The following is a 25,448-nucleotide window of genomic DNA, read 5'->3' on the forward strand; positions in this document are numbered from 1 at the left end:
GAGGTTTTTCGGAAAAGGTGGAGGTTGCGAGGCGACAATTCAGACAATAGCACGCTGATTTATCTGAATTTTTCAGAAAAATGATTACCAAAGCTTACGGTTTCAGTCATTTACGCTTAACGGATTCGCTTATATACTCGTGGGTCTGCTATCAGCAAACAGACGGATTTCATGTATCAACCTGTCGCACTCTTCATAGGCTTACGTTACATGCGTGGGCGCGCCGCGGACCGCTTCGGTCGCTTTGTCTCCTGGCTTTCGACTATTGGCATTACGCTCGGCGTGATGGCACTGGTGACGGTCCTTTCCGTCATGAATGGCTTCGAGCGCGAGCTGCAAAACAACATCCTGGGGCTGATGCCGCAGGCCGTTCTCTCCTCCACCAACGGTTCGCTGAACCCGCAACAGCTGCCGGAAAGTGCGGCGAAGTTACAGGGTGTCACGCGCGTTGCGCCGTTAACAACCGGCGACGTGGTGCTGCAAAGCGCCCGCAGCGTGGCGGTCGGCGTCATGCTGGGTATTGACCCTGCACAAAACGATCCGCTGACGCCGTACCTGGTTAACGTGAAGCAGACCGATCTGGCCGCCGGAAAATACAACGTTATTCTGGGTGAGCAGCTTGCCGGCCAGCTTGGCGTCAACCGTGGCGACCAACTGCGTGTGATGGTGCCCTCTGCCAGTCAGTTTACGCCGATGGGGCGCCTGCCAAGCCAGCGCCTGTTTAACGTAATTGGTACCTTTGCCGCCAACAGCGAAGTCGATGGTTATCAGATGCTGGTTAACATTCAGGATGCTTCGCGCCTGATGCGTTACCCGGCAGGGAACATCACGGGCTGGCGCCTGTGGCTCGACGCGCCGCTGAAGGTTGATACCCTCAGCCAGCAAAAACTGCCGGACGGCACCAAATGGCAGGACTGGCGCGAACGTAAAGGCGAACTGTTCCAGGCCGTGCGTATGGAAAAAAACATGATGGGGCTGCTGTTGAGCCTGATCGTGGCCGTGGCCGCTTTTAACATCATCACTTCGCTGGGTCTGATGGTGATGGAAAAGCAGGGCGAGGTCGCCATCCTGCAAACCCAGGGGCTCACGCCGCGCCAGATCATGGCGGTCTTTATGGTGCAGGGTGCCAGCGCCGGGATTATCGGCGCGCTGCTGGGGGCGGGGCTCGGCGCATTGCTTGCCAGCCAGCTTAATAATTTAATGCCGATCATCGGCGCGCTGCTTGATGGCGCGGCGCTGCCGGTGGCTATCGAGCCGCTGCAGGTTATCGGTATTGCGCTGGCCGCGATGGCCATTGCGCTGCTTTCGACGCTTTATCCTTCCTGGCGCGCTGCCGCCACTCAACCCGCTGAGGCTTTACGTTATGAATAAGATCCTGTTGCAATGCGACAACCTGTCCAAACGCTATCAGGAAGGCGCTGTGCAGACCGACGTGCTGCACAATGTGAGCTTCAGCGTGGGCGAAGGCGAGATGATGGCGATTGTCGGCAGCTCCGGCTCGGGCAAAAGTACGCTGCTGCACCTGCTCGGCGGGCTGGATACCCCAACCAGCGGCGACGTGATTTTTTCCGGCCAGCCGATGAGCAAAATGTCCTCAGCGGCGAAGGCCGAGCTGCGTAATCGCGAGCTGGGCTTTATCTACCAGTTCCACCACCTGCTGCCGGATTTCACGGCGCTGGAAAACGTGGCGATGCCGTTGCTGATTGGCAAAAAGAAACCGGCAGAAATTAACGCCCGCGCCAGCGACATGCTGAACGCAGTAGGGCTGGGTCATCGTGGCAATCACCGTCCGTCGGAGCTTTCCGGCGGCGAACGTCAGCGCGTGGCCATTGCCCGTGCGTTGGTCAACAACCCGCGTCTGGTGCTGGCGGATGAACCGACCGGTAACCTGGATGCGCGTAATGCGGACAGTATTTTCCAGCTTTTAGGTGAACTTAACGCCTCGCAGGGCACCGCGTTTCTGGTGGTCACCCACGATCTGCAGCTGGCAAAACGCATGGGGCGCCAGCTTGAAATGCGCGACGGTCATCTGAATGCAGAACTGACCCTGATGGGAGCGGAGTAATGGCTTCACCGTTATCGTTACTCATCGGGTTACGCTTTAGCCGCGGTCGCCGTCGCGGCGGCATGGTGTCGCTCATCTCCGTCATCTCGACCATCGGTATTGCGCTGGGCGTGGCGGTGTTGATTGTCGGCCTGAGCGCCATGAACGGCTTCGAGCGCGAACTGAATAACCGCATTCTGGCGGTGGTACCGCACGGGGAAATCGAGCCGGTTAACCAGCCCTGGACCCACTGGAGCGATGCGCTCAACAAAGTAGAGAAAGTCCCGGGCATCGCTGCTGCCGCGCCCTATATCAACTTTACCGGGCTGGTGGAGAGCGGGGTAAACCTGCGTGCCATCCAGGTGAAAGGGGTGAACCCTGCCCAGGAAGAGCGTCTGAGCGCGCTGCCGAAATATGTGCAGAACGGCGCGTGGGCAAACTTTAAGGCCGGCGAGCAGCAGATCATCATGGGCAAAGGCGTTGCAGATGCCCTGAAGGTGAAGCAGGGCGACTGGGTGTCGATCATGATCCCGAACGCCAGCGCCGATCACAAATTGCAGCAGCCGAAACGCGTGCGCCTGCACGTCACCGGTATTCTTCAGCTGAGCGGTCAGCTTGACCATAGCTTTGCGATGGTGCCGATGGAAGATGCGCGGCAGTATCTCGACATGGGCGACAGTGTGACGGGCATTGCCATTAAGGTGAACGACGTCTTTAATGCCAACAAACTGGTACGCGACGCGGGCAGCGTGACCAATAACTATGTTTACATCAAAAGCTGGATCGGCACTTACGGGTATATGTACCGTGATATCCAGATGATCCGCGCGATTATGTATCTGGCGATGGTGCTGGTGATTGGCGTCGCGTGCTTTAATATCGTCTCGACGCTGGTGATGGCAGTCAAGGACAAGAGCGGTGACATTGCCGTGCTGAGAACGCTCGGGGCGAAAGACGGTCTTATTCGCGCCATCTTCGTCTGGTACGGTTTGCTGGCAGGATTGTTCGGCAGCCTTTGTGGCGTGGTGATTGGCGTGGTGGTTTCCCTGCAGCTGACGCCAATTATCAACGGCATTGAAAAGCTTATTGGTCACCAGTTCCTGTCGGGTGATATCTATTTTATTGACTTCCTGCCGTCTGAATTGCACTGGCTGGACGTTTTTTATGTGCTGGTTACAGCACTTTTACTGAGTCTGCTGGCAAGCTGGTATCCGGCGCGTCGCGCAAGCCGAATTGATCCGGCGAGGGTATTAAGTGGCCAGTAATTACGTCATGATCTAGCGGCTTTTGGGCCGCCAGGTCAAAAGAGGAATGCACTATGTATTATGGATTTGATATTGGCGGCACCAAGATTGCGCTCGGCGTATTTGATAAAGACCTCAGGCTGCAGTGGGAAACGCGCGTTCCCACGCCGCGCGAGAGTTACGACGAATTTTTAACCGCCATTGCCACGCTGGTGGCGCAAGCAGATGAACGCTTTGGCGTCAAAGGCAGCGTCGGCATTGGTATTCCGGGCATGCCCGAAACCGACGACGGCACGCTGTATGCCGCCAACGTACCTGCTGCAAGCGGCAAACCGCTGCGCGCCGATCTCGCTGCCCGCCTTGAACGCGACGTGCGTTTAGATAACGATGCCAACTGTTTTGCGCTCTCTGAAGCCTGGGATGATGAATTCCGTCAGTATCCATTGGTCATGGGACTGATCCTCGGCACGGGCGTCGGCGGAGGGATCGTGATCAACGGTAAGCCCATCACCGGGCGTAGCTATATCACCGGTGAGTTCGGCCATATCCGCTTGCCGGTGGATGCCCTGGACGTTGTCGGGCGTGAGTTTCCGCTGACCCGCTGCGGCTGCGGCCAGCACGGCTGTATTGAGAACTACCTCTCCGGCCGCGGGTTTGCATGGCTTTACGAACACTTCTATCATCAGAAACTTGAGGCCCCTCAAATCATTACCTTGTGGGAGCAAGGGGATGCGCAGGCGCGTGAGCACGTTGAGCGCTATCTGGATCTGCTGGCGGTATGTCTGGGAAATATTCTCACTATCGTCGACCCGGATCTGCTGGTGATTGGGGGAGGGTTGTCAAACTTCACTGCGATTACGGAACAGTTGTCCGGGCGTTTGCCCCGACATTTATTGCCGGTTGCACGCGTGCCGCGTATTGAACGTGCGCGACACGGGGACGCAGGAGGCATGCGCGGAGCCGCATTCCTTCATCTCACCGATTAGTTTACGAGGTTTCTATGCTGTCGCGTCGCCAGGGTCGACTCAGCCGTTTTCGCAAAAACAAACGCCGCTTACGTGAGCGCTTGCGTCAGCGGATCTTTTTCAGAGACAGAATGATGCCAGAAGCGATGGATAAACCCAGAGTGGTGGTGCTGACCGGGGCGGGGATCTCCGCTGAGTCAGGAATTCGAACCTTCCGCGCGGCGGACGGACTGTGGGAAGAACACCGCGTGGAGGATGTCGCCACGCCGGAAGGTTTTGCCCGCGATCCGGATCTCGTGCAGGCGTTTTACAACGCCCGCCGTCGCCAGCTGCAGCAGCCTGAGATTGCGCCCAATCCGGCGCATCTGGCGCTGGCGAAGCTGGAAGAGGCGCTGGGGGATCGTTTCCTGCTGGTGACGCAGAATATCGACAACCTGCATGAGCGAGCCGGTAACAAAAACATCATCCACATGCACGGTGAGTTGCTCAAAGTTCGCTGTGCCTGGAGCGGCCAGGTGCTGGACTGGAAAGAGGACGTGCTGCCAGAAGACAAATGTCACTGCTGTCAGTTCCCCGCACGCCTGCGCCCGCACGTGGTGTGGTTCGGCGAGATGCCCCTGGGGATGGATGATATTTACAGCGCGCTGGCGATGGCAGACGTGTTTATCGCCATTGGTACATCCGGCCATGTTTACCCGGCGGCGGGGTTTGTTCACGAAGCGCGACTGCACGGCGCCCATACGGTTGAGCTCAATCTGGAGCCAAGCCAGGTGGGCAGCGAGTTTGAAGAGAAACACTACGGTCTGGCAAGCGCGGTCGTCCCGGAATTTGTCGACAAGCTGCTGAAAGGGCTTTAGCGGCAATGGTGTAAAAAGGCACCCGTCCTGCGGGTGCCTGACGATTTACGAATGAAAGAACGCCAGCGTCTTCTCCAGCGATTTAGCCTGCTCGTCCAGTGAGAGCGCCGCGGCTGAGATCTGCTGCACCAGAGAGGCGTTCTGCTGGGTTGTGCTGTCCATCTGATTCACGGCGGTGCTGACCTGGCTAATCCCCCGATTTTGCTCGTCCAGCGCCTGAACGATATCGTTGATCACCAGATGCACATGCGACACCGCCTCGATAACCTGTTTCATCATCACGCCGGTTTCATTGACCAGCTCAACGCCTTTGTTGACGCGGCCAGACGATTCGGCAATGAGCTGAGAAATCTCTTTTGCTGCGTTAGCGCTCCGCTGGGCCAGGTTACGGACTTCACCGGCCACCACCGCAAAACCGCGTCCCTGCTCACCCGCCCGTGCGGCTTCTACGGCAGCGTTTAGCGCCAGGATATTGGTCTGGAAGGCAATGCCATCGACAATGCTGTTGATCTCACCGATCTTACGCGCGCTGTCATCAATCTCGCCGATCACCGTGACAACGTCGTTCACCAGCGTTTCGCCATGTCCGGCGAGGCTGGCGGCGCGGTCGGTCAGCGTGGTCGCTTTGTGCGCATTGTCGGCATTATTCTTCACCGTGGCCGAAATCTCTTCCATGCTGGCCGCGGTTTCCACAATCGCTGCTGCCTGCTCCTCGGTTCGCGAGGCAAGGTCAAGGTTACCTGCCGAAATCTCGCTGGTGCCACCCCGCACGGAATGGCTGGCATCGCTGATGTTGTCGACGATGCGTTTGAGCTGCATCTGCATGGTGTGCAGGGCGTAAAAAATACTGCGAGTATCTCCCGCGCGCACCGGAATTGTATTGTTCAGCTCCCCGCGGGCGACGGCCAGGGCAATTCCGGCGGCGTCAGAAGGTTCGCCACCCACCGGTCGGTCAACTTTACGCGTAAAGATTTGCGCCATGACCAGGCTCACCACTACGATACTGAGCACCATAAGGACAATGGCTTTCAGCAAAAATGCACGCGCCTCGGCCATCACCTCACTGACCGGAGTGACGATGGCCAGCTTCCACGGCGTCTGGCTGTTACCAATTGCAATATCCTGCCAGGTAATAAATGCCTCCTCATTCAGCAGTGGATCGTTTTCCCGGATGACATCATGGCCCGTTATCTTCCCCGCGTAAGGCTTTCCGGTGGCCTGTTTGTCCGGGCTGAATACCACTTTATTTTCCGCTGAGAGGAGCAGGGCATAGCCAGTCCCGTTCCACGGTTTTATTGCCCCAGTCATGGCTTGCAGCGTGGCGAGTGAAAAGTCAGAGGTGACCGATCCCAGAAACTTACCGTCAGCCATAATGGGGGCGGCAATGGAGGTAAGCATGACGTCTACGCCATTGTAGGGGTAGATATAGGGTTCGATGATCACCTCTTTTTGCCGTTGCTTCGGCAGCAGGTAATAATCGCCGCTGCCGGGTGTTTCCAGGTCCGTCAGCAGGTGCAGTGCGGGTTTGCCAGAGGCATCGCGGTCGACATAGCGGGCATAGCGTCCGGCAGGATCCTCTCCGCTCTGTCCGGCAAAGGCGGCATCCTGATGGTCAAACGCGTTGGGCTCAAAAGCCATCGACATGGAGAGAAACTGCGGGTGGGCCGCAAGATAATGGATCAGCAGTTGGTTGAGACTTTGGCGATCGGAGATGCCCGCATCCCGCAGCGCCAGGGCACTGTTGCCCATATCCCTGGCGGCAGCCAGCGCGGAATCCATCTCCTTACTGACCTGCAAAGACTGCACCTCAGCAATCTGGCGGATATGTTTTTTGGCCAGACTGTCCTGCTGCGCCATCCACTGCCACATCATAAAACCAATCGTGGCGGTAAAGCCCACCGTCACGGTGAGAAAAATGGACAATAGCATTAACGTTTTGACGCTCATTTTTGATCTTCGGACCTTGGCGTTTTGCATTCTTATCTCCCGTAATCGTGTGCGTGTCGGTCAGGCACATATTACTTATCGGATATATCACTCTCTTTCTGTAGAGTACCGGGAGTATTTAATTTAAATTCTGAGAATATAAACCCTGTTAATTAGTGTGGATGCTTTTATTTTGTGCATTCAATCAAAATAGTGCTCGATAATGCTCGTTATCGTCGTGTAGAAAGAGGATGCTAATAAATATTAAGTGGTAGAGGAGGATGGGATATGTACGGATTTATCGCCAGACAACCCATTTTTAACCCGGAGATGAAGACGGTCGCCTATGAACTGCTCTTCAGAGAGGGAATGACAAACCGTTTTCCGGATGTCTCGGCGGAATATGCGACATCCAGAATGATATCAGATCAGTTTTTATGTGTACCCGCGCAACGGATCGCCGGGGAGCACACGTCGTTTATTAATTTTCCCTCCCGGATGGTCATCGACCGGAGCGGAGAAGCGCTCGATAAAGAGAGCGTGGTCATTGAGATACTGGAAGATGCGGTTCCGGGGGCTGAGCTGTTGCAGGCCGTCAGAGAGATGAATGCGCACGGCTACCACTTCGCGCTCGATGATTTCACCCTCGCTCCGGAATGGGATGCGTTTTTACCTTATATTTCGGTTCTGAAATTCGATATCAGAAATTATACCTTAGCGCAAATTAAACAGTATCTGGCATCGCGTAAGAACGAGACCGCACATATAAAATATCTCGCTGAAAAAATTGAGACTAAAGAGGAATTTATTCGATTCAGAGATGAAGGATTTTCTCTGTTTCAGGGTTATTTTTTCTGCCGTCCGGAGATGATTAAATATAAACGTTTATCGCAAAATCAGCTTGCGATTTTCCGCCTGCAAATGGAAATCGGACGTAATAAACCTGATTATCGCATTATCGAATCGCTGATAAAAAGTGATCTCACCCTCTCCTGGAAAATTATGCGCTACATGAAGCACACGGCATTTAAACATGTTGGTGCCTGTAATTTCAGCAAGTTAACCCTAAGTGAGGTACTCCGCTATCTTGGGGAGAATCAGCTGAGACGGTTCGTTGCCGTCGTGGTCCTGGCGAGTGCGGACAATGACACCGTCAGCGAGCTTTATCCGTTGAGCATGATGCGTGGGAAATTCTGCGAATTGATCGCAGAGGCGATAAACGAACCGACGCTGGCTGAAAATGCTTTTCTGTGCGGCCTGTTCTCGCTGCTGGATACTCTCCTTGAACTGCCGATGACCGAGTTGATGAAGCAGATTGCGGTGCCGCAGAGCGTGAGCAACGCACTGTGCCATCAGGAGGGGCAGCTAGCTGATATGATCGCACTCTGTCGTTACTACGAGCAGCAGCAGTGGGAGGAGGCGACAAGACTGAGTCGCGCACTGGGGCTGTCGGATGATGATGTGGTCGAGGCGATGAGAAGGGCGACGATTTGGGCTGGCGAGAATGCGGCCAGTTAATGCTTCCTCACGCCGTTAGCACGGCGTGAGGAATAGCGCGATGCCGTTTATCGGCCCGCTTTTAGTTTCTGGTAATACTCTTCGTAGAGGCGGCTGGCGTCACCAACGTCGTTCTGCCATTCCCCTTTGCTGATGGTGTCGGCATCCGGATAGAGTGACTTATCGTTAGCCACTTCAGGCTTCAGCAGCTTGCGTGCCGCGAGGTTCGGTGTCGGGTAGCCAATCGTTTCGGCAACCTGCTTCGCCACGTCCGGGCGCAGCAGGAAGTTAATCAGCTTCAGCGCACCCTCCACGTTTTTGGCATTGGCAGGGATCGCGAGGCTATCCATCCAGAAGATCCCGCCTTCTTTCGGCCACACTACCTCCAGCGGCGTACCGGCCTGACGGGCAACATACGCGGAGCCGTTCCACACCATGCCCAGATTCACTTCGCCTTCCATATACGGGTTTGCCGGGTTATCAGAGTTAAATGCCGCCACGTTAGGCATCAGCTTTTTCAGCTCGTTATAGGCCGCTTCAATCTCTTTTGGGTCCGTCGTATTGCCGGAGTAGCCGAGCTTACGCAGCGCTACCTGGAACACTTCGCGCGCGTCGTCGGTTAACAGCAGGCTGCCTTTGTATTCCGGTTTCCACAGATCGGCCCAGCTTGTAACGGTTTTCGGATCGATAGCCTCGCTGTTGACACCAATTGCGGTTGCGCCCCAGATGTAAGGAATGGAGTAGTCGTTATTCGGGTCAAACGGCTTGTTGAGCATCTCCGGATCGAGATTGTTGAAGTGAGTGAGCTTCGTTTTATCGATCTTCTGAATCATGCCCTCTTTGCGCATTTTGTCGACAAAGTAGGTAGACGGCACCACCAGATCATATGCGCCGTCTTTGTAGGTTTTGAGCTTGGCATACATGGTTTCATTCGACTCGTAGGTCGAGTAGATGACCTTGATGCCCGTCTCTTTCGTAAACTGTTCCAGCAGGCCCGGTGGCACATACTCGGTCCAGTTATAGAAGTAGAGCGTTTTACCGTCATCAGCGTGCGCGGCACCCATGCCAAGTACCAGTGCCGCAGCGGCGAGCATTTTTTTCATTTCATTGTCCCCTGAGATTTTGTTTTATCACGAGCAATAATCTGGCTGGCAATCACCAGAACCAGCGAAAACACCAACAGAATGGTCGCCAGCGCGTTCACTTCAGGTGAGACGCCGACTTTGACCATCGAATAGATCTTCAGTGGCAGGATTTCGTAACTCGGCCCGGTCACGAACGAAGAAACAACCACGTCATCCATCGACAGCGTAAAGCTGAGTAGCCATCCTGCGGCTACCGCGGGCATCGCCAGCGGCAGAATGATTTTGCGCAGGATGGTCATCTCGCTGGCCCCCAGATCTTTCGCCGCCTCAAGCATACGCACGTCAAACCCTTTCAGACGTGCAAAGACGGTAACCACCACAAACGGAAGGCAGAAGGTGATGTGGGAAAACAGCAGCGACCAGAAGCCAAGCTGAATGCCCAGCAGCATAAACAGCACCAGCAGCGAAATCGCCATCACGATATCCGGCGACATCATTACCACAAACAGCATGCCGCTGACGAACGGCTTACCGCGAAAGCGATAGCGATACAATGCCACCGCGGTGAGGGAACCGATCAGCGTGGCGAAGGTGGCGGAGAAAATCGCCATCGTCAGCGAGTGCTGAGCGGCCTGCAGCAGACTGTCATTATTCATCAGCAGGCTGTACCAGTTGGTGGTAAAGCCCTGCCAGTTGATGCCGAAGCGTGAACTGTTAAACGAATTCACGATCAAAATGATAATCGGAATATAAAGGTAAGCGTAAATGGCGGTCATAAAACCGCCGCGAAGCAGTCGACCGATCATTCGAGTTCCACCTTTTTATTCAGCAATCGTGAGGCCCGCCAGTAGACCAGCAGCATCAGCCCCATTACCACCGTCAGCGTAATGCTGGTCGCGGATCCGAACGGCCAGTCGCGGATGTTCAGGAACTGGCTCTTGATCACGTTACCAATCAGCAGGTTTTTTGCTCCGCCCATGAGATCTGACACGTAGAACAGCCCCATTGCCGGGAGCATCACCAGCAGACAACCGGCGATAATGCCGGGCATGGTCAGTGGAATGATAATGCGGATAAAGGTTTGCAGCTTGTTAGCACCCAGATCTTTTGCCGCTTCCAGCAGCGGTTTATCGAGCTTCTCGATGCTGGAGTAGAGCGGCATCACCATAAACGGCAGCAGAATATAGACAAGGCCAATAATCACCGCACCCGGAGTAAACATGATGCGTACAGGGGTATCAATCACCCCCAGCCACAGCAGAAACGCGTTGAGGTAGCCTTTGGTGCTCAGGAAGATTTTTAACCCGTAGATGCGAATCAGCGAATTGGTCCAGAACGGCACAATCAACAGAAACAGCAAAAGCGGGCGCACCTTTTGTGGCAGCCCGGCCAGGAACCATGCGAAAGGATACCCCAGTAGCAGGCAGGTGACGGTAGCAATCAGCGCCATATTCAGCGAGTGCAGAAGCACGTCAAAATAGAGCGGGTCGAGCAGGCGCGCGTAGTTATCCAGCGTAAAGACCAGCTTAACGAAGTGGGCATCGTCGCGTGTCAGAAAGCTGGTGGCGATGATCATCAGGTTGGGTAAAAAGACAAATAACACAAGCCAACCGACGATAGTGGTAATCACCACCTTCTGGAATTTACTTGTGTTCTTCATCAGCCAGTACAACCTCCCAGCTTTCTACCCAGTTGATAACCATTTTCTGGTCGAGAGAGTGGTCGAAGTCAGGATCGTCCTCGTTAAAGAATTCGCTGACCATCACCATTTTGCCATTTTCCAGTTCGACGACGGACTCCAGCGTCATCCCTTTGTAATTGCGCTCGCGGATATAGCCGATAAGCCCTTCGGCTTCGGTATTACCGTGAATTTCATCGACACGCAGATCTTCAGGACGCAGCAGGACGTTGAGTTTTTGTCCCTTCTCGACGGCGAAGTTCACGGTGATATTGCATTCACGTCCTTCCACGTTCGCGCGCACGCGCCGATCGTCCAGACGTTCAATCACCGTGGCATTAAAGATATTGATTTCGCCAATGAAGCTGGCGACAAACAGGTTTTTCGGCTCTTCGTAAATTTCACGCGGCGTGCCGTCCTGCTCTATTTTGCCATCGCGCATTACCACAATACGGTCTGACATGGTCAGCGCCTCTTCCTGGTCGTGGGTGACGAAGACAAAGGTGATGCCAAGCTTGCGCTGTAGCGCCTTCAGCTCGTTCTGCATCTGCTTGCGCAGTTTGTAGTCCAGCGCGGAAAGCGACTCATCTAACAGAAGCAGGCGCGGTTTATTGACCACGGCACGGGCAATGGCCACGCGCTGCTGCTGACCGCCGGAGAGCTGGTGGGGTTTTCGCTGAGCAAACTCGTCCAGCTGCACCATCCGCAGGGCTTCCGTGACGCGCGGGGGGATCTCGCTGGCCGGCGTTTTTTGCATCCGCAGGCCAAACGCCACGTTCTCAAACACGGTCATGTGCGGGAACAGGGCATAGCTCTGAAAGACGGTATTGACGTGGCGATCTTCGGCAGGAACCTGGGTTATGTCCTGGTTCTCAAGATGGATGTGGCCATTATCGACGCTTTCCAGCCCGGCGATAAGGCGCAGTACGGTTGTCTTGCCGCAGCCGGAGGGGCCAAGCAGCGTAAGAAACTCGCCGTCATTGATGGTCAGATTGAGGTCGGAAATGACCTCTTTGCCATCAAAACTTTTACGAATTCGTTCAAGTTGCACCAGCGGTGAACGAGAACGGGGTTGTGTATTCAATTTTTGCACTGTCCCATATAGACGCCTCAGGCAGCAGGCCGAAGCGGGGTTTGTGTGTAACCACCTTGGTGACTCGTAATGAGGGCGGACATTCTACGGCAAACCTCGGGAATCGCCAATCCTTGTCACTGATTCATAAGCTACATTTACTAACGCAGAACGATATAAACGGAAAATATTCTCGTTTGCGGGATAAAAGTGACCTGACGCAATATTTGCGTTTTGATGCTTATTGATAATGTTGTCACAAAAAGTGAGGGTGACTGCATGGATAAATTACTTGAGCGTTTTTTACAGTACGTTTCGCTGGATACCCAATCTAAACCGGGTGTCCGCCAGGTGCCAAGCACCGAAGGCCAGTGGAAGTTATTAAACCTGCTTAAAGAGCAGCTCGACGCCATGGGGCTGGTTAACGTCACGTTAAGCGAAAAGGGCACTGTGATGGGGACGCTGCCGGCGAATGTCCCGGGTGATATCCCGGCGATTGGCTTTATCTCCCATGTCGACACCTCTCCGGATTTTAGCGGTAAACATGTGAACCCGCAGATTGTTGAAAACTACCGCGGCGGTGATATTGCGCTGGGCATTGGCGACGAAGTGCTCTCTCCCGTGATGTTCCCGGTCCTGCACCAGCTGCTCGGTCAGACGCTCATCACCACCGACGGGAAAACGCTGTTGGGCGCAGATGATAAGGCGGGGATCGCGGAGATCATGACGGCGCTGGCGGTGCTGAAAGGCAAAAACATTCCGCACGGGGATATCCGGGTTGCTTTCACGCCGGACGAAGAGGTGGGGAAAGGCGCGAAACATTTCGATGTGGAGGCTTTTAACGCGCAGTGGGCCTACACCGTCGATGGCGGTGGCGTGGGCGAGCTGGAGTATGAAAACTTTAACGCCGCTTCGGTGACCATTAAAATTGTCGGGAACAACGTTCACCCCGGTTCAGCCAAAGGGGTGATGGTGAATGCGCTGTCGCTGGCGTCGCGTATTCATGCTGAAGTCCCCGCGCAAGAGAGCCCGGAGATGACAGACGGATATGAAGGTTTCTATCACCTGACCAGCATTAAGGGCACCGTGGATAGCGCCCAGATGCACTACATCGTGCGCGATTTTGACCGTAAAGCCTTTGAAGCGCGCAAGCGTAAGATGATGGAAATCGCCAAAAAGGTAGGCAAAGGGCTGCATCCTGACTGCTACATTGAACTCATCATCGAAGACAGCTATTACAATATGCGTGAGAAGGTGATGGCGCATCCGCACATAATTGATATCGCCCGGCAGGCAATGCGCGACTGCGATATTGAACCGATCTTAAAACCGATTCGTGGCGGTACCGACGGTTCGCAGCTGTCATTTATGGGATTGCCGTGCCCGAACCTGTTTACCGGTGGCTACAACTACCACGGCAAGCATGAGTTTGTGACGCTGGAAGGAATGGAAAAAGCGGTGAAGGTGATTGTGCGGATTGCGGAGTTGACCGCGAAGCGGTGAGACATTGCCCGGTGGCGCTGCGCTTACCGGGCCTACGATCGGAATGTAGGCCGGCTAAGGCGAAGCCGCCACCCGGCACATCTCAAGACTCAATCCTCAAAAAACCAATACCCGCTGTTAACCAGCGCGGCCAGCATGGCGAGGAATGAGGGATCTTCCAGCGCATCGCCAAAGGTTTCAGCAGTCAGAACCATATGGCTGGCAATCGCTTCCAGTGCAGGACGGTGCGGGGAATCCAGCTTCTCGCCATTGACGAAGACCTCTTCACCGATGCGTAGCACGCGCAACCCGCCCAGACGAACCAGCTTGTCGCCCTGCTGAAGGGCATCATAAATCTCGTCAGCCTGATAAGGCGGCTCCGGAGGCGCCACGTCCAGCTCGTGGCGGGACTGGCTAATAAACTCGCCAAACCACTGTCTGAAATGTTCCGGCTCGTTGATCAGATCCAGCATCATACCGCGCAGCTTGTCCAGCTCTGCTGGCAGAATATCTGCCGGATGCTCGCGCGCAGGCACATCCGGATCGCTGTAGCGATAGCTGCCCAGCTCGCGTTGCAGAACATAGTCGGCAAAGCCGCTGATCATCTCGCGACCGCTTGGTGCGCGGAACCCAACCGAGTAGTTGAGCGAGTTTTCCAGGGAGTAACCCTCATGCGGGAACCCAGGCGGAATGTAGAGAATATCGCCTGGCTCCAGCTCTTCATCAATAATCCCTTCAAACGGATCCACCTGAAGCAGGTCCGGATGCGGACAGTGCTGTTTCATCGGCACTTTCTCGCCCACGCGCCAGCGGCGGCGACCCGTACCCTGAATAATAAACACGTCGTACTGGTCCAGGTGCGGACCCACGCCGCCACCCGGAACGGAGAAGGAGATCATCAGATCGTCCATCCGCCAGTCGGGCAGGGCGCGGAACGGGCGCATTAGCGCGGCAGTGGGTTCGTGCCAGTGGTTGACGGCCTGCACCAGCAGCGACCAGTTGTTTTCACCGAGATGATCATAGCTTTCGAAAGGACCGTGACTGACCTGCCATTTCCCGTCCTGGTGACTGACCAGGCGGCTGTCGACTTCGTTTTCCATGGCCAGACCGGCCAGTTCGTCAGGCGAGATAGGGTCGACAAAGTTGCTGAACCCACGTTTCAGAACCACCGGGCGTTTTTGCCAGTAACGTTCAATAAACTCGGGCCAGTTAAGCGTTAAGTGATAATCCATATTTTTTTATTCCGCAGGTTCTTACTGACACGGATTATAACGGAAGCTCAGCCCCCCGGCTGCGAGATCCTCGCATTTTTCACATAACGGGTTAACTATCGTTCGATGTGGGCTGCTGGCGACCAAAAATCACTTCCATTCTGGCGCCGCCCAGCAAACTTTCGCTGGTTTCAATTTTTCCATCGTACTGGTCGACAATTTCACGTGCGACGGCTAACCCCACCCCCTGGCCGGGGCGCAGCGTATCGGCGCGCTGGCCGCGATCGAACACCACATCACGTTTATTGCGCGGGATCCCCGGGCCATCATCTTCAACGATAATATGTAACTCGTTATCCGTCTGACGCGCAGACACTTCCACAAACTCCAGGCAGTATTTACAGGCGTTATCCAGCAGGTTGCCCATGACTTCCATGAAGTCATTCTTTTCGCCGACAAAGCTTATCTCAGGCGAGATATCGAGGCTGATGTTCACCCCTTTACGCTGGTACACCTTGTTGAGGGCGGACGTAAGATTATCCAGCAGCGGTGCCACCGGGTGCAGCTCGCGGCTCAGAAGCGCGCTGCCGGAACGCATACTGGCGCGGTGCAGGTAATAGCCAATTTGCTGTGAGATTCGACTGATCTGCTCCAGCATCACCGGCTCGGCATCATCAACGCTCAGCTTTGAACTGCGCATTGAACGCAGGGTACTTTGCATCACGGCCAGCGGTGTTTTCAGGCTGTGAGTGAGGTCAGTCAGAGTTGTACGGTACTTATCATAGCGTTCACGTTCACTTTTCAGCAGGCGATTGAGATTACGTACCAGACTTGTCAGCTCACGGGTGGTTTCCGGATTGAGTTTTTCGCGATGGTGTTCCTCAAGCTCGCGCACCTCTCGCGCCAGGGATTCAATGGGGCGCAAGCTCCACCACGCCGCCACCCAAAGCAGCGGGATTACCAGCAGCAGGTTAGCGGCCAGAACATAAACGAACCAGCTCCAGACCCTGTAGGAGCGCTTGAGCTCGACAGGAATGGTGTCGATCACCACAATGGTCAACTGCGGCATGTTCATCGTCGCCGGGTAGATATTAATCGCCACGGAGTGCGTCATCTCCGTTTCGGCATCATCCTCGCGGATTTCATTGAGTTTCTGCTGCATAGAGCGATCTTCGCGAATCAGCGAGCTGGTGGTGTTAAGATCGGCTTCTATCTCATGAAAACCATTGGTTTTAAGCCACTCCGGACGAATGCTTTTAACCAGCCACGGGATATCTCTTTGCGCCCACAGCAACTTCCCTTTTTCGTTGTAAATCAGAGCTAAAGTAGGGCTCTGTTGATTCAGGTTCTCGGGCATTTCAACGCTGATACGGTTGTTTTCCCATTTCGCCAGAGTGTAAAACAGATTACTTTCGCCACGTAACAGTCGAAAAGTCGTTTTATCGAAGCTGACGCTGTAACCCACCAGGGCGACCATACCGTAGGAGAGCGACAGCACCAGCACCACTGCGGCCGTTGCCAGCAAAAAACGAACCCGCAGTGAGAGGGGCAGAATATGGCGCAAAATCTGTCTCATTTAGCGTAATTCAAACAGGTAGCCCTGGCCGCGGACGGTTGTGATCACATCCTGCGGGTACTGCGCCTGAATTTTCTTACGCAAACGCCCCATCAGCACATCAATAGTATGGCTCTCGCGCAGCTCCGCGTCCGGGTAGAGCTGGAGCATTAAGGAGTCTTTGCTCACAACCTTGCCACTGTTACGGATCAGCGTTTCCATGATGGTGTATTCGAATGCAGTCAGCTTGATCACTTCATTGTTAATCGAGAGCTCGCGTCGGGAGAGATCCACCTGGAAAGGCGGAATGGAGATAACCTGTGAAGCCAGCCCGCTGTTGCGGCGTAATAGCGCCTGCATTCGCGCAGCCACTTCTTCAATATGGAACGGCTTGGTGACGTAATCATCCGCACCGGCGCTGAGCACTTCAACTTTGTCCTGCCAGCCTTCGCGGGCGGTCAGAACCAGCACCGGGAGAGAAACATCATGGCTGCGCCAGCGACGAATTAACGACAGACCGTCTTCATCAGGCAAGCCTAAATCGACAATGGCGATATCCGGCAGATGTTCATTGAGATAATAATCGGCTTCTTTTGCATCTTCAGCATCGTCCACCTGATGTCCCATCTCCTGAAGCTGAACCTTCAGGTGGTGGCGTAGCAATGCGTTATCCTCAACAACCAGTACGCGCATCATCTTTTCTCCCAGAATATGTAGTACGAATAGTTTAACGCTGATTATGTTGCCGTGGGGATAAACATTCAGTAAACCGGGGAAAAGCAACCCCCTTTCCGGGCGGAAAGGGGGGAAGGGGTGTTACTTCAGCTCGTCGACCATGGTAATGGCGCGGCCAATGTAGTTCGCCGGCGTCATGGCTTTCAGGCGCGTTTTCTCTTCTTCTGGCAGTGCCAGACCGTCAATAAACTGTTTCATGCCTTCAGCATCTACACGCTTGCCGCGAGTCAGCTCTTTCAGTTTTTCATACGGCTTTTCGATGCCGTAGCGACGCATCACGGTCTGAATCGGCTCCGCCAGCACTTCCCAGTTGTGATCCAGTTCGTCCAGCAGACGATCGCGATTCACTTCCAGTTTGCTCACGCCTTTCAGGGTGGACTGGTACGCGATCAGCGCGTAGCCAATGCCCACGCCCAGGTTACGCAGCACGGTGGAATCGGTCAGGTCACGCTGCCAGCGGGATACCGGCAGTTTGCTCGCCATATGCTGCAGCACCGCATTCGCCAGGCCCAGGTTGCCTTCGGAGTTTTCGAAGTCGATTGGGTTCACTTTATGCGGCATGGTGGAAGAACCAATTTCACCGGCGATGGTTTTCTGCTTGAAGTGGTTCAGCGCAATGTAGCCCCACACGTCACGATCGAAGTCGATCAGAATGGTGTTGAAGCGCGCGATGCAGTCAAACAGCTCAGCGATATAGTCGTGCGGTTCAATCTGCGTGGTATACGGGTTCCACTGAATACCCAGGGAGGTGACAAACTCTTCGCTGAACTGGTGCCAGTCCACTTCCGGGTAAGCGGCGATGTGGGCATTGTAGTTACCGACTGCACCGTTGATTTTGCCAAGAATTTCAACCTGTTCCAGTTGGCGGTACTGGCGCTCCATGCGGTACGCCACGTTCGCCATCTCTTTACCCATGGTGGAAGGGGTGGCTGGCTGGCCGTGAGTACGGGAAAGCAGCGGAATGTCGCGGTATTCCACGGAGAGCGCTTTCACCGCGTCGATGATCTTACGCCAGTAAGGCAGCACAACCTCTTTACGCGCGGTAGAGAGCATCAGCGCGTGAGACAGGTTGTTGATATCTTCAGAGGTACAGGCGAAGTGAATGAACTCTGACACCGCGTGCAGGGCAGGGACGCTTTCCACTTTCTCTTTCAGGAAGTACTCAACCGCTTTCACGTCGTGGTTGGTGGTGCGTTCAATGGTCTTAATGCGCGCGGCATCTTCTTCGCTAAACTCAGCAACGATTTTATCAAGGTAATCGTTTGCCTTTTCGTCAAAAGCAGGAACTTCCTTGATTGCTGCCTGGGCGGCCAGCTTCTGCAGCCAGCGTACTTCAACCTGAACACGGAACTTCAGCAAACCATATTCGCTGAAGATCCCGCGCAGCGCGCTGACTTTATCGCCGTAGCGTCCATCGACAGGGGATACGGCGGTCAGTGAGGATAATTCCATAATTCGCAACTCCGGGAGGTTAACAATGAGCAAGAATTTGTTTTGCCTGAGTGGTCAGGCGATTACGAGAAAACATTAACTGCAGACGGCCACCGCCAACCTGATGCCACAGCACGGCGGCGCGGATCCCTGCCAGCAGGGACGCACGTACTTTTGCCTGCACCTGTGGGCTTTGCAGCACGGCAGGGGATCCGGTGACCTGAATACGTGGGCCCAGCGGGCTGATGACATCAACGTAAATACCGGCCATCGCGCTCAGCAGCGTTTCGGATTGCAGATCAAAATGGTCGAGTTGACGCTGGAGCCCGCCGATACGATCGCCCAGGGTATTGAGCGCGCCTTTCGCCGCGCTCAACTTACGCTCAAGTACCATCAGGCTTAAGGTGTAGCGGGTCAGTTCTGCGTTTAACCCTTGACGACTACTGGCGTTAAGCACGCCAAGCAGGGTTTCAAGACCGAGACGAAGATTGGTTTCACTCCCACCAAATACACCCAGAGTTGAACCGGGGTTAAGGTCGATAACGCTGTTGAGTGAAACGTGCAGGGCATCGGCATCGCAATGACCCTGATGCGCCAGCTGTTGCACCAGACGGGCAGACTGGCAAATTCCTGCCAGCGCCAGGGTGATGTCGTAGTAGTTCTTCGCCACATGGTCTCCTTTATGTGTGCGCTCTGTTAAACAGCGGGCAGCGGCAGGCGCTGTTCAATGATCCCGCCGCCCAGGCAGATTTCGCCGCTGTAGAAGACAGCAGACTGACCCGGGGTGACGGCGGCAACCGGCTCGTCAAAACGCACGTCAATGCGATCGTCATCGAGCGCGGTAACGGTGCAAGGAATATCGGTCTGACGGTAGCGCGTTTTCACCGTGCAGCGCAGCGTGCCTTTCAGCGGCTCGCGATCGACCCAGTGCAGCTGTTGCGCGATAAGGCCAACGGACATCAGACGCGGATGGTCGTGCCCCTGGGCGACAACCAGAATATTGTTTTCGACATCTTTGTCGACCACATACCACGGATCTTCGCTGCCATCTTTGGTTCCACCGATACCCAGACCTTTGCGCTGGCCTAAAGTATGGTACATCAGCCCCTGGTGCTGGCCGATCTCATCGCCATCAACGGTGACAATTTTACCCGGCTGTGCAGGCAGGTAGCGGCCAAGGAAATCACGGAATTTGCGCTCACCGATGAAGCAGATGCCGGTAGAGTCCTTTTTCTTCGCGGTGATCAGGTCCAGCTCTTCCGCGATTTTACGTACCTGCGGCTTTTCCAGCTCGCCAACCGGGAACAGGCTCTGGGCGATCTGTTCGTGGCTCAGGGTATAAAGGAAGTAGCTCTGATCTTTGTTGCCGTCCAGACCGCGCAGCAGCTGGCTTTTGCCATTCACATCTGCACGACGCACGTAGTGGCCGGTCGCAATGTAGTCTGCGCCCAGATCTTCCGCAGCGAATTCCAGGAAGGCTTTAAATTTGATCTCTTTGTTGCACAGAATATCCGGGTTCGGGGTGCGCCCCGCTTTGTACTCTTCCAGGAACAGTTCAAAGACGTTATCCCAGTATTCTGCAGCAAAGTTAACGGTGTGCAGTTCAATGCCGAGCTTATCGCACACGGCCTGCGCATCGGCGAGATCCGCAGCGGCAGTGCAGTATTCCTCGCCATCATCTTCCTCCCAGTTCTTCATGAACAGGCCCTCCACCTTATAGCCCTGTTGCTGTAACAGGTAGGCGGAAACGGAGGAATCGACACCGCCGGACATGCCGACGATCACTTTTTTCTGGCTGTTATCTGACATGGAATACTCACGACATTGAACTTCAAGGCGGCGTATTCTATCACGCCCCCCCACCATTGGCACCCTCTGTAAACGGCCAGTTAAATGCGCCGATGACTTCCAGCGGTAAGCGGCCAGCAGACTGCCAGCAGCGAATGCTTTCCGCAACCAGCGGCGAGCGCAGGTTTGGCGCGTTAAGGATCTCCTCGGCAGTCACCCACAGGCAGCGGTCGATATCGTTATCCTGCGGCTCTGTGGCGCACATTTCGCTAAGCTCGACGGCAAACAAGAAGCGCAGGAACGGGGTGCTATCGGGCGCAATCCACTGATGCAGTCGGATAAAGTGCTGGGGTTCGGCGTGTATGCCGGTCTCTTCCCACAGCTCGCGTTTTGCTGCCTGCAGTAAGGTCTCATTGGCTTCAAGGTGCCCGGCTGGCTGGTTCCACAGCGCTTTACCGTTAATGCTCTCTTCGACCACAAGGAATTTACCCTGGGCGTGGACCACGCAGGCGACCGTAACATGAGGTTTAAACATAGTGACTCCTTAAGCGGTAACGTCTCGCCATTCACCGTTTGCCAGCGTTTCCAGGGTGTAGCTGCCCATGGCGTAGCGAATCAGACGCAGAGTAGGGAAGCCGACGTGAGCGGTCATGCGCCGAACCTGACGGTTGCGGCCTTCATAAAGGGTGATTTTGAGCCAGCTTGTCGGAATGGATTTGCGTTCGCGGATGGGCGGATTGCGCGGCCATAGCCACTCCGGTTCATTCACGCGTTCAATACCTGCAGGCAGGGTTGGACCATCGTTCAGCGTTACGCCGCGGCGTAATTTCTCCAGCGTTTCTTCGTCCGGTTCGCCTTCGACCTGCACGAAGTAAATTTTGCCCGTGCGTTTTCCCGGCTGTGTGAGCTTTGCCTGCAGAGCGCCGTCGTTGGTTAAAACTAAAAGTCCTTCGCTGTCCCGGTCCAGACGCCCGGCGGCGTAAACGCCCTGAACGGGAATGTAATCCTTCAGCGTGCTGCGTCCGGCCTCATCGGTGAACTGCGGCAAAACATCGTAGGGTTTATTGAACAAAATAACCCGCTTCGGCTGGGTTTCTTGCGGTCTTCTGGCGGCTTGTCGTGAGCTGAATCGCTCAACCCGGTGTTTTGTAAAAGAAGTTTTCTTCATGGTATTTTCAGGCGTTATCAATTGCCGCATTATAGCCTAATAACGAAGACCTTTCATGGCGCAGGACATTCAGGTACTATCGAAGGGCTCATTACAATTTATTAACATAAGATCAGTAACAACCAGAAGCGCTCGAAGGAGAGGTTAATGGAAAGCAAAGTAGTTGTTCCGGCGGAAGGTAAAAAGATCACCCTGCAAAACGGCAAGATTAACGTTCCTCACAATCCGATTATCCCGTTCATTGAAGGTGACGGTATCGGTGTAGACGTTACCCCGGCAATGCTGAAAGTGGTTGATGCCGCTGTTGAGAAAGCCTACAAAGGCGAGCGTAAAATTTCCTGGATGGAAATTTACACCGGTGAGAAATCGACTCAAGTTTATGGCCAGGACGTCTGGCTGCCAGCAGAAACGCTGGACCTGATCCGCGACTACCGCGTTGCTATCAAAGGCCCATTGACCACCCCAGTCGGCGGCGGTATCCGCTCCCTGAACGTGGCACTGCGTCAGGAGCTGGACCTGTACGTCTGTCTGCGTCCGGTGCGTTACTATCAGGGCACCCCAAGCCCGGTTAAGCACCCTGAACTGACCGATATGGTTATCTTCCGCGAAAACTCAGAAGACATCTACGCGGGCATCGAGTGGAAAGCAGACTCTGCAGACGCAGAAAAAGTGATTAAATTCCTGCGCGAAGAGATGGGCGTGAAGAAAATTCGCTTCCCTGAACATTGCGGTATCGGCATCAAGCCATGCTCCGAAGAAGGGACTAAACGTCTGGTGCGCGCGGCTATCGAATACGCGATCACCAACGACCGTGACTCTGTGACTCTGGTTCACAAAGGCAACATCATGAAGTTCACCGAAGGTGCCTTCAAAGACTGGGGTTACCAGTTGGCGAAAGAAGAGTTCGGCGGTGAGCTGATCGACGGTGGCCCGTGGCAGAAGATCAAGAACCCGAACACCGGCAAAGAGATCATCGTTAAAGATGTGATCGCCGATGCGTTCCTGCAGCAGATCCTGCTGCGTCCTGCTGAATACGACGTGATTGCCTGTATGAACCTGAACGGTGACTACATCTCTGACGCCCTGGCAGCACAGGTTGGCGGTATCGGTATCGCCCCTGGTGCAAACATCGGTGACGAGTGCGCTCTGTTCGAGGCGACCCACGGTACTGCTCCTAAATATGCAGGTCAGGACAAAGTGAACCCAGGCTCTATCATCCTGTCCGCAGAGATGATGCTGCGTCATATGGAATGGTTCGAAGCCGCAGACCTGATCGTTAAAGGTATGGAAGGCGCGATCAACGCGAAAACCGTAACTTACGATTTCGAACGTCTGATGGAAGGCGCTAAACTGCTGAAATGCTCAGAGTTTGGCGACGCGATCATCGCGAACATGTAATCCAGACTCTGGGTTAAACAAGAGCGGGGGCCTGAGGGTTCCCGTTTTTTTTGCCTCTGCCTGCAGGAAATAACACGATGCTAGCCACTGTTCTTATCGCTGTCGTTGCATTTATCCATCTTTACATCCTTGTGCTGGAAATGTTCCTGTGGGACACCAGAACCGGGCATAAGGCGTTTAATCTCAACCCGGAATTTGCGCGTGAAACCCGCGTGCTGGCCGCGAATCAGGGGCTATACAACGGTTTTCTTGCGGCGGGTTTGCTCTGGAGCCTCTGGCTCGGTGAAGAGGGTGTTCATGTGGCCATCTTCTTCCTGGCCTGCGTGCTGATTGCCGGTCTCTTTGGCGCAGTGACCGCCAGCCGGAAGATTCTGTATGTTCAGGCTTTACCTGCGCTTGCCGCCCTGCTTGCGCTGCTTATCTGAAGCAACGCGTTGGTCAACCGTGCGTCGTCCGATATACTTGTGGCTTCATCCTGAGAGGTTTAGACAGTTATGAATAACGACATCCCATTGAAGTATTATGACATCGTCGAAGAATACGCGACGGAAGCCGCAAAGCCTGTCAGTGAGTCAGAGCAGGACCCACTGGCGCATTATTTCCAGCTGCTGCTCACGCGGTTATCAAATAATGAGGAGATTGATGAGGAAGCTCAGCAAGAGATGGCGCGTGAAGCCGGGGTTCATGCTGAACGTATTGATGATATTGCGAACTTCCTTAATCAGTGGGGAAATGAATAGCCTACCGCGCCAGACCCAGGAGCCGCTTCGCAAGCTCACGGCGGGAAACAGATTTTGAAAAATACCATCCCTGAACCAGAGCCTCAGGATATCGTTCAGCAATAAAGCGGAATTGTATTTCGTTCTCAACGCCTTCGAAAACCAGCGTTTTATTCAGTTTTGCGAGGGCGTCGCTAAAGATCACAAAAATGTTCTGCTTATAATGCTCACTGATGCCATCGACCAGCGACTTGTCGATTTTGATCTCATCATATTCAAGAAGCGAAAGCCTGGCCAGGTTGGAGTTTTGCACACCGAAGTCATCAATGGATATTCTGACACCAAGGGATTTTAACTTCTGACAGAAGCCCTCCAGAATATTCGCGGTGGAAACGGCTTTTTCAGAGAGCTCGACTTTTACCAGAGACAGCGGAATGTTGTTGGCTAAACATCCACGGCGCAAAATGCTGATAAATTGTCCATCTTCAATTTCCGTTCGACCAACATTGAGCGAAACGACCAGCTGATGCTTAAGCACCAGCGGTGCGATGTCCTTAAGGGATTTCTCAAGAATATGGGTATAATATTTTTTATACAAACCAATTTTCTGGATTAATGGAATAAACAATTCCGGCGAGACGTCACCGTGTTTTGCGTCGCGCCATCTCGATAAAACCTCCACGCCCACTATTTTGCTATCCTGAATGCGAATTATGGGCTGGTAGTGAACGCCAATAGTGTTGGTTAAGACGGCTTTAACCAACGTCCGTTCCAGTGAAAAGCGGTCTTCATTGAGTCGAAAGAAAAATAACGTTATCGCAATCCAGATAAAACATAAAATAGCCACGAGAAAGGCAAACACCGCGGGAGATAACGAGGCCAGTCCTGCATGGTGATGCTTCACAATGACGCACAAATCCCAGGAAGTGCTGCACTGTGTGAGGGTGAGGGTAAATAACGTGGAATGTACCCCATCCTGTTCTTTTACCTCATGGGTTGCTGAAAAAAATATTCTGGCAAAGTCTTTGGTGGTTGCGCTGAGTGAGTAATTGTTGGTAACCGGGGTGAATTTATCGTAAGCGTAGCGGGAGGAGAAGATAATAAGATTATTGTAGATGGCCGCATTGCCCGTGAAAAAATCTTTTCTGGAAAATTGCGCGAGCAGGAATCCCCTGGGTGTTTTATGGAGTTCTTCTGGCAGGGGGACAGGGTTAGCGAGTTTTCCCCAAAAAGCGGTACAGATTATTTTTCCCTGCTCTATAAAACCGATGTCTGCAAAATAAAGGCTGTCGAGCTTAATCTGTCTGTAGCGATCAAGGCTGGCTTTGTCGCATCCCTGAGTGGTCAGGCCTTTAAGTGTCTGCGCCACGCTCTGAGACAGGCCTTCTGAATACTGTAAAAGGGTCTGGGAAATCTCACGCAGTTTGCTTTTCTGCTGGCCCATGATAACCGCATTGACCGTATAGAGAGACAGAAAGACCAGAAACGCTGAAACGATAGTAACGGCAACGATCTTTTTCATTTTCCAGATACCTTGTCCGCTCCCTGATTTTTCAAATCTTATCACAGGCTGGGCTTGCTACAACCCCGATA

The 25,448-nt window shown here is 54.1% G+C and carries 24 protein-coding genes; 10 read left to right on the top strand and 14 right to left on the bottom strand.

Features of this window, described 5'->3' with window-relative positions; genetic code table 11:
- Positions 1–171 precede the first annotated feature (171 nt).
- The 5 genes from lolC to cobB are packed head-to-tail and all read left to right on the top strand — an operon-like array spanning position 172 to position 5,110.
- Complete coding sequence (gene lolC, locus A4308_RS13395; RefSeq protein ID WP_014883405.1) at positions 172–1,371, top strand: lipoprotein-releasing ABC transporter permease subunit LolC; 1,200 nt, start codon at positions 172–174, stop codon at positions 1,369–1,371.
- Entirely contained in the window at positions 1,364–2,065 is a 702-nt protein-coding gene (lolD, locus tag A4308_RS13400) for a lipoprotein-releasing ABC transporter ATP-binding protein LolD (RefSeq protein ID WP_023332716.1), read from the top strand. The genes lolC and lolD overlap by 8 nt, the downstream gene beginning before the upstream one ends.
- Entirely contained in the window at positions 2,065–3,309 is a 1,245-nt protein-coding gene (gene lolE / locus A4308_RS13405) for a lipoprotein-releasing ABC transporter permease subunit LolE (RefSeq protein ID WP_014883407.1), read from the top strand. Before lolD ends, lolE begins: the two co-directional genes overlap by 1 nt.
- A 53-nt stretch (positions 3,310–3,362) precedes the next feature.
- On the top strand, positions 3,363–4,274 hold the full coding sequence (gene nagK, locus A4308_RS13410; RefSeq protein WP_045282230.1) for an N-acetylglucosamine kinase: 912 nt from the start codon (positions 3,363–3,365) through the stop codon (positions 4,272–4,274).
- 14 nt (positions 4,275–4,288) lie between these two features.
- Positions 4,289–5,110 (top strand): Sir2 family NAD+-dependent deacetylase, encoded by an 822-nt coding sequence (gene cobB, locus A4308_RS13415; RefSeq protein WP_014883409.1) that lies wholly within the window; start codon positions 4,289–4,291, stop codon positions 5,108–5,110.
- A gap of 45 nt (positions 5,111–5,155) precedes the next feature.
- Here cobB and A4308_RS13420 read toward each other — a convergent pair whose 3' ends face one another.
- The gene (locus tag A4308_RS13420; protein WP_045282229.1) at positions 5,156–7,087 is read right to left on the bottom strand and encodes a methyl-accepting chemotaxis protein; all 1,932 of its coding nucleotides are present in this window, start codon (positions 7,085–7,087) and stop codon (positions 5,156–5,158) included.
- Positions 7,088–7,324: 237 nt separating this feature from the next.
- On the opposite strand from A4308_RS13420, the gene A4308_RS13425 reads away from it, so the two are divergent.
- A complete protein-coding gene (locus tag A4308_RS13425) occupies positions 7,325–8,554 on the top strand; it encodes an EAL and HDOD domain-containing protein (RefSeq protein WP_045282228.1) in 1,230 nt (409 codons plus the stop codon).
- 47 nt (positions 8,555–8,601) lie between these two features.
- Here the strand turns inward: A4308_RS13425 and potD are convergent, their stop codons facing one another.
- From potD to potA, 4 genes are read right to left on the bottom strand one after another with little or no spacing between them, the layout of a single operon-like run.
- On the bottom strand, positions 8,602–9,636 hold the full coding sequence (gene potD, locus A4308_RS13430) for a spermidine/putrescine ABC transporter substrate-binding protein PotD (protein WP_045282227.1): 1,035 nt from the start codon (positions 9,634–9,636) through the stop codon (positions 8,602–8,604).
- The gene (gene potC, locus A4308_RS13435; RefSeq protein ID WP_014883413.1) at positions 9,633–10,424 is read right to left on the bottom strand and encodes a spermidine/putrescine ABC transporter permease PotC; all 792 of its coding nucleotides are present in this window, start codon (positions 10,422–10,424) and stop codon (positions 9,633–9,635) included. Before potC ends, potD begins: the two co-directional genes overlap by 4 nt.
- Positions 10,421–11,278: a spermidine/putrescine ABC transporter permease PotB gene (gene potB, locus A4308_RS13440; protein ID WP_045282226.1), complete on the bottom strand. Its 858-nt coding sequence runs from the start codon at positions 11,276–11,278 to the stop codon at positions 10,421–10,423. Before potB ends, potC begins: the two co-directional genes overlap by 4 nt.
- Entirely contained in the window at positions 11,262–12,410 is a 1,149-nt protein-coding gene (potA, locus tag A4308_RS13445; RefSeq protein ID WP_198923270.1) for a spermidine/putrescine ABC transporter ATP-binding protein PotA, read from the bottom strand. The genes potB and potA overlap by 17 nt, the downstream gene beginning before the upstream one ends.
- A 237-nt stretch (positions 12,411–12,647) precedes the next feature.
- Between potA and pepT the strand changes: the two genes are divergently transcribed.
- Complete coding sequence (gene pepT, locus A4308_RS13455) at positions 12,648–13,871, top strand: peptidase T (protein ID WP_014883416.1); 1,224 nt, start codon at positions 12,648–12,650, stop codon at positions 13,869–13,871.
- 89 nt (positions 13,872–13,960) lie between these two features.
- On the opposite strand, the gene A4308_RS13460 is transcribed toward pepT, so the two are convergent.
- The 8 genes from A4308_RS13460 to rluE form a co-directional block, all read right to left on the bottom strand.
- Entirely contained in the window at positions 13,961–15,082 is a 1,122-nt protein-coding gene (locus A4308_RS13460) for a ribosomal protein uL16 3-hydroxylase (protein ID WP_014883418.1), read from the bottom strand.
- A gap of 91 nt (positions 15,083–15,173) precedes the next feature.
- The gene (gene phoQ / locus A4308_RS13465; protein WP_014883419.1) at positions 15,174–16,637 is read right to left on the bottom strand and encodes a two-component system sensor histidine kinase PhoQ; all 1,464 of its coding nucleotides are present in this window, start codon (positions 16,635–16,637) and stop codon (positions 15,174–15,176) included.
- The gene (gene phoP, locus A4308_RS13470; RefSeq protein WP_014883420.1) at positions 16,638–17,309 is read right to left on the bottom strand and encodes a two-component system response regulator PhoP; all 672 of its coding nucleotides are present in this window, start codon (positions 17,307–17,309) and stop codon (positions 16,638–16,640) included.
- 123 nt (positions 17,310–17,432) lie between these two features.
- Positions 17,433–18,803: an adenylosuccinate lyase gene (gene purB / locus A4308_RS13475; protein WP_014883421.1), complete on the bottom strand. Its 1,371-nt coding sequence runs from the start codon at positions 18,801–18,803 to the stop codon at positions 17,433–17,435.
- Between the two features lie 19 nt (positions 18,804–18,822).
- Positions 18,823–19,452, bottom strand: coding sequence for a high frequency lysogenization protein HflD (gene hflD / locus A4308_RS13480; RefSeq protein ID WP_014883422.1), 630 nt, complete (start codon positions 19,450–19,452; stop codon positions 18,823–18,825).
- A gap of 26 nt (positions 19,453–19,478) precedes the next feature.
- On the bottom strand, positions 19,479–20,591 hold the full coding sequence (mnmA, locus tag A4308_RS13485; RefSeq protein ID WP_014883423.1) for a tRNA 2-thiouridine(34) synthase MnmA: 1,113 nt from the start codon (positions 20,589–20,591) through the stop codon (positions 19,479–19,481).
- Positions 20,592–20,631: 40 nt separating this feature from the next.
- Positions 20,632–21,105: an NUDIX hydrolase gene (locus A4308_RS13490; protein WP_023332725.1), complete on the bottom strand. Its 474-nt coding sequence runs from the start codon at positions 21,103–21,105 to the stop codon at positions 20,632–20,634.
- A 9-nt stretch (positions 21,106–21,114) separates the two neighbouring features.
- Positions 21,115–21,768, bottom strand: coding sequence for a 23S rRNA pseudouridine(2457) synthase RluE (gene rluE / locus A4308_RS13495; RefSeq protein WP_014883425.1), 654 nt, complete (start codon positions 21,766–21,768; stop codon positions 21,115–21,117).
- A 117-nt stretch (positions 21,769–21,885) separates the two neighbouring features.
- On the opposite strand from rluE, the gene icd reads away from it, so the two are divergent.
- The 3 genes from icd (at position 21,886) to A4308_RS13510 (ending at position 23,876) form a co-directional block, all read left to right on the top strand.
- Complete coding sequence (gene icd / locus A4308_RS13500) at positions 21,886–23,136, top strand: NADP-dependent isocitrate dehydrogenase (RefSeq protein ID WP_014883426.1); 1,251 nt, start codon at positions 21,886–21,888, stop codon at positions 23,134–23,136.
- Positions 23,137–23,213: 77 nt separating this feature from the next.
- Positions 23,214–23,561: a DUF1304 domain-containing protein gene (locus A4308_RS13505; protein WP_045281777.1), complete on the top strand. Its 348-nt coding sequence runs from the start codon at positions 23,214–23,216 to the stop codon at positions 23,559–23,561.
- 69 nt (positions 23,562–23,630) lie between these two features.
- Positions 23,631–23,876: a DUF2543 family protein gene (locus A4308_RS13510; protein WP_014883428.1), complete on the top strand. Its 246-nt coding sequence runs from the start codon at positions 23,631–23,633 to the stop codon at positions 23,874–23,876.
- 1 nt (position 23,877) lies between these two features.
- Here the strand turns inward: A4308_RS13510 and A4308_RS13515 are convergent, their stop codons facing one another.
- Positions 23,878–25,377, bottom strand: coding sequence for an EAL domain-containing protein (locus tag A4308_RS13515; protein ID WP_045281778.1), 1,500 nt, complete (start codon positions 25,375–25,377; stop codon positions 23,878–23,880).
- Positions 25,378–25,448: the final 71 nt, after the last annotated feature.

The sequence above is a fragment of the Enterobacter sp. ODB01 genome, from assembly GCF_001623605.1.
In the GTDB taxonomy this organism is placed as follows: domain Bacteria; phylum Pseudomonadota; class Gammaproteobacteria; order Enterobacterales; family Enterobacteriaceae; genus Enterobacter; species Enterobacter kobei.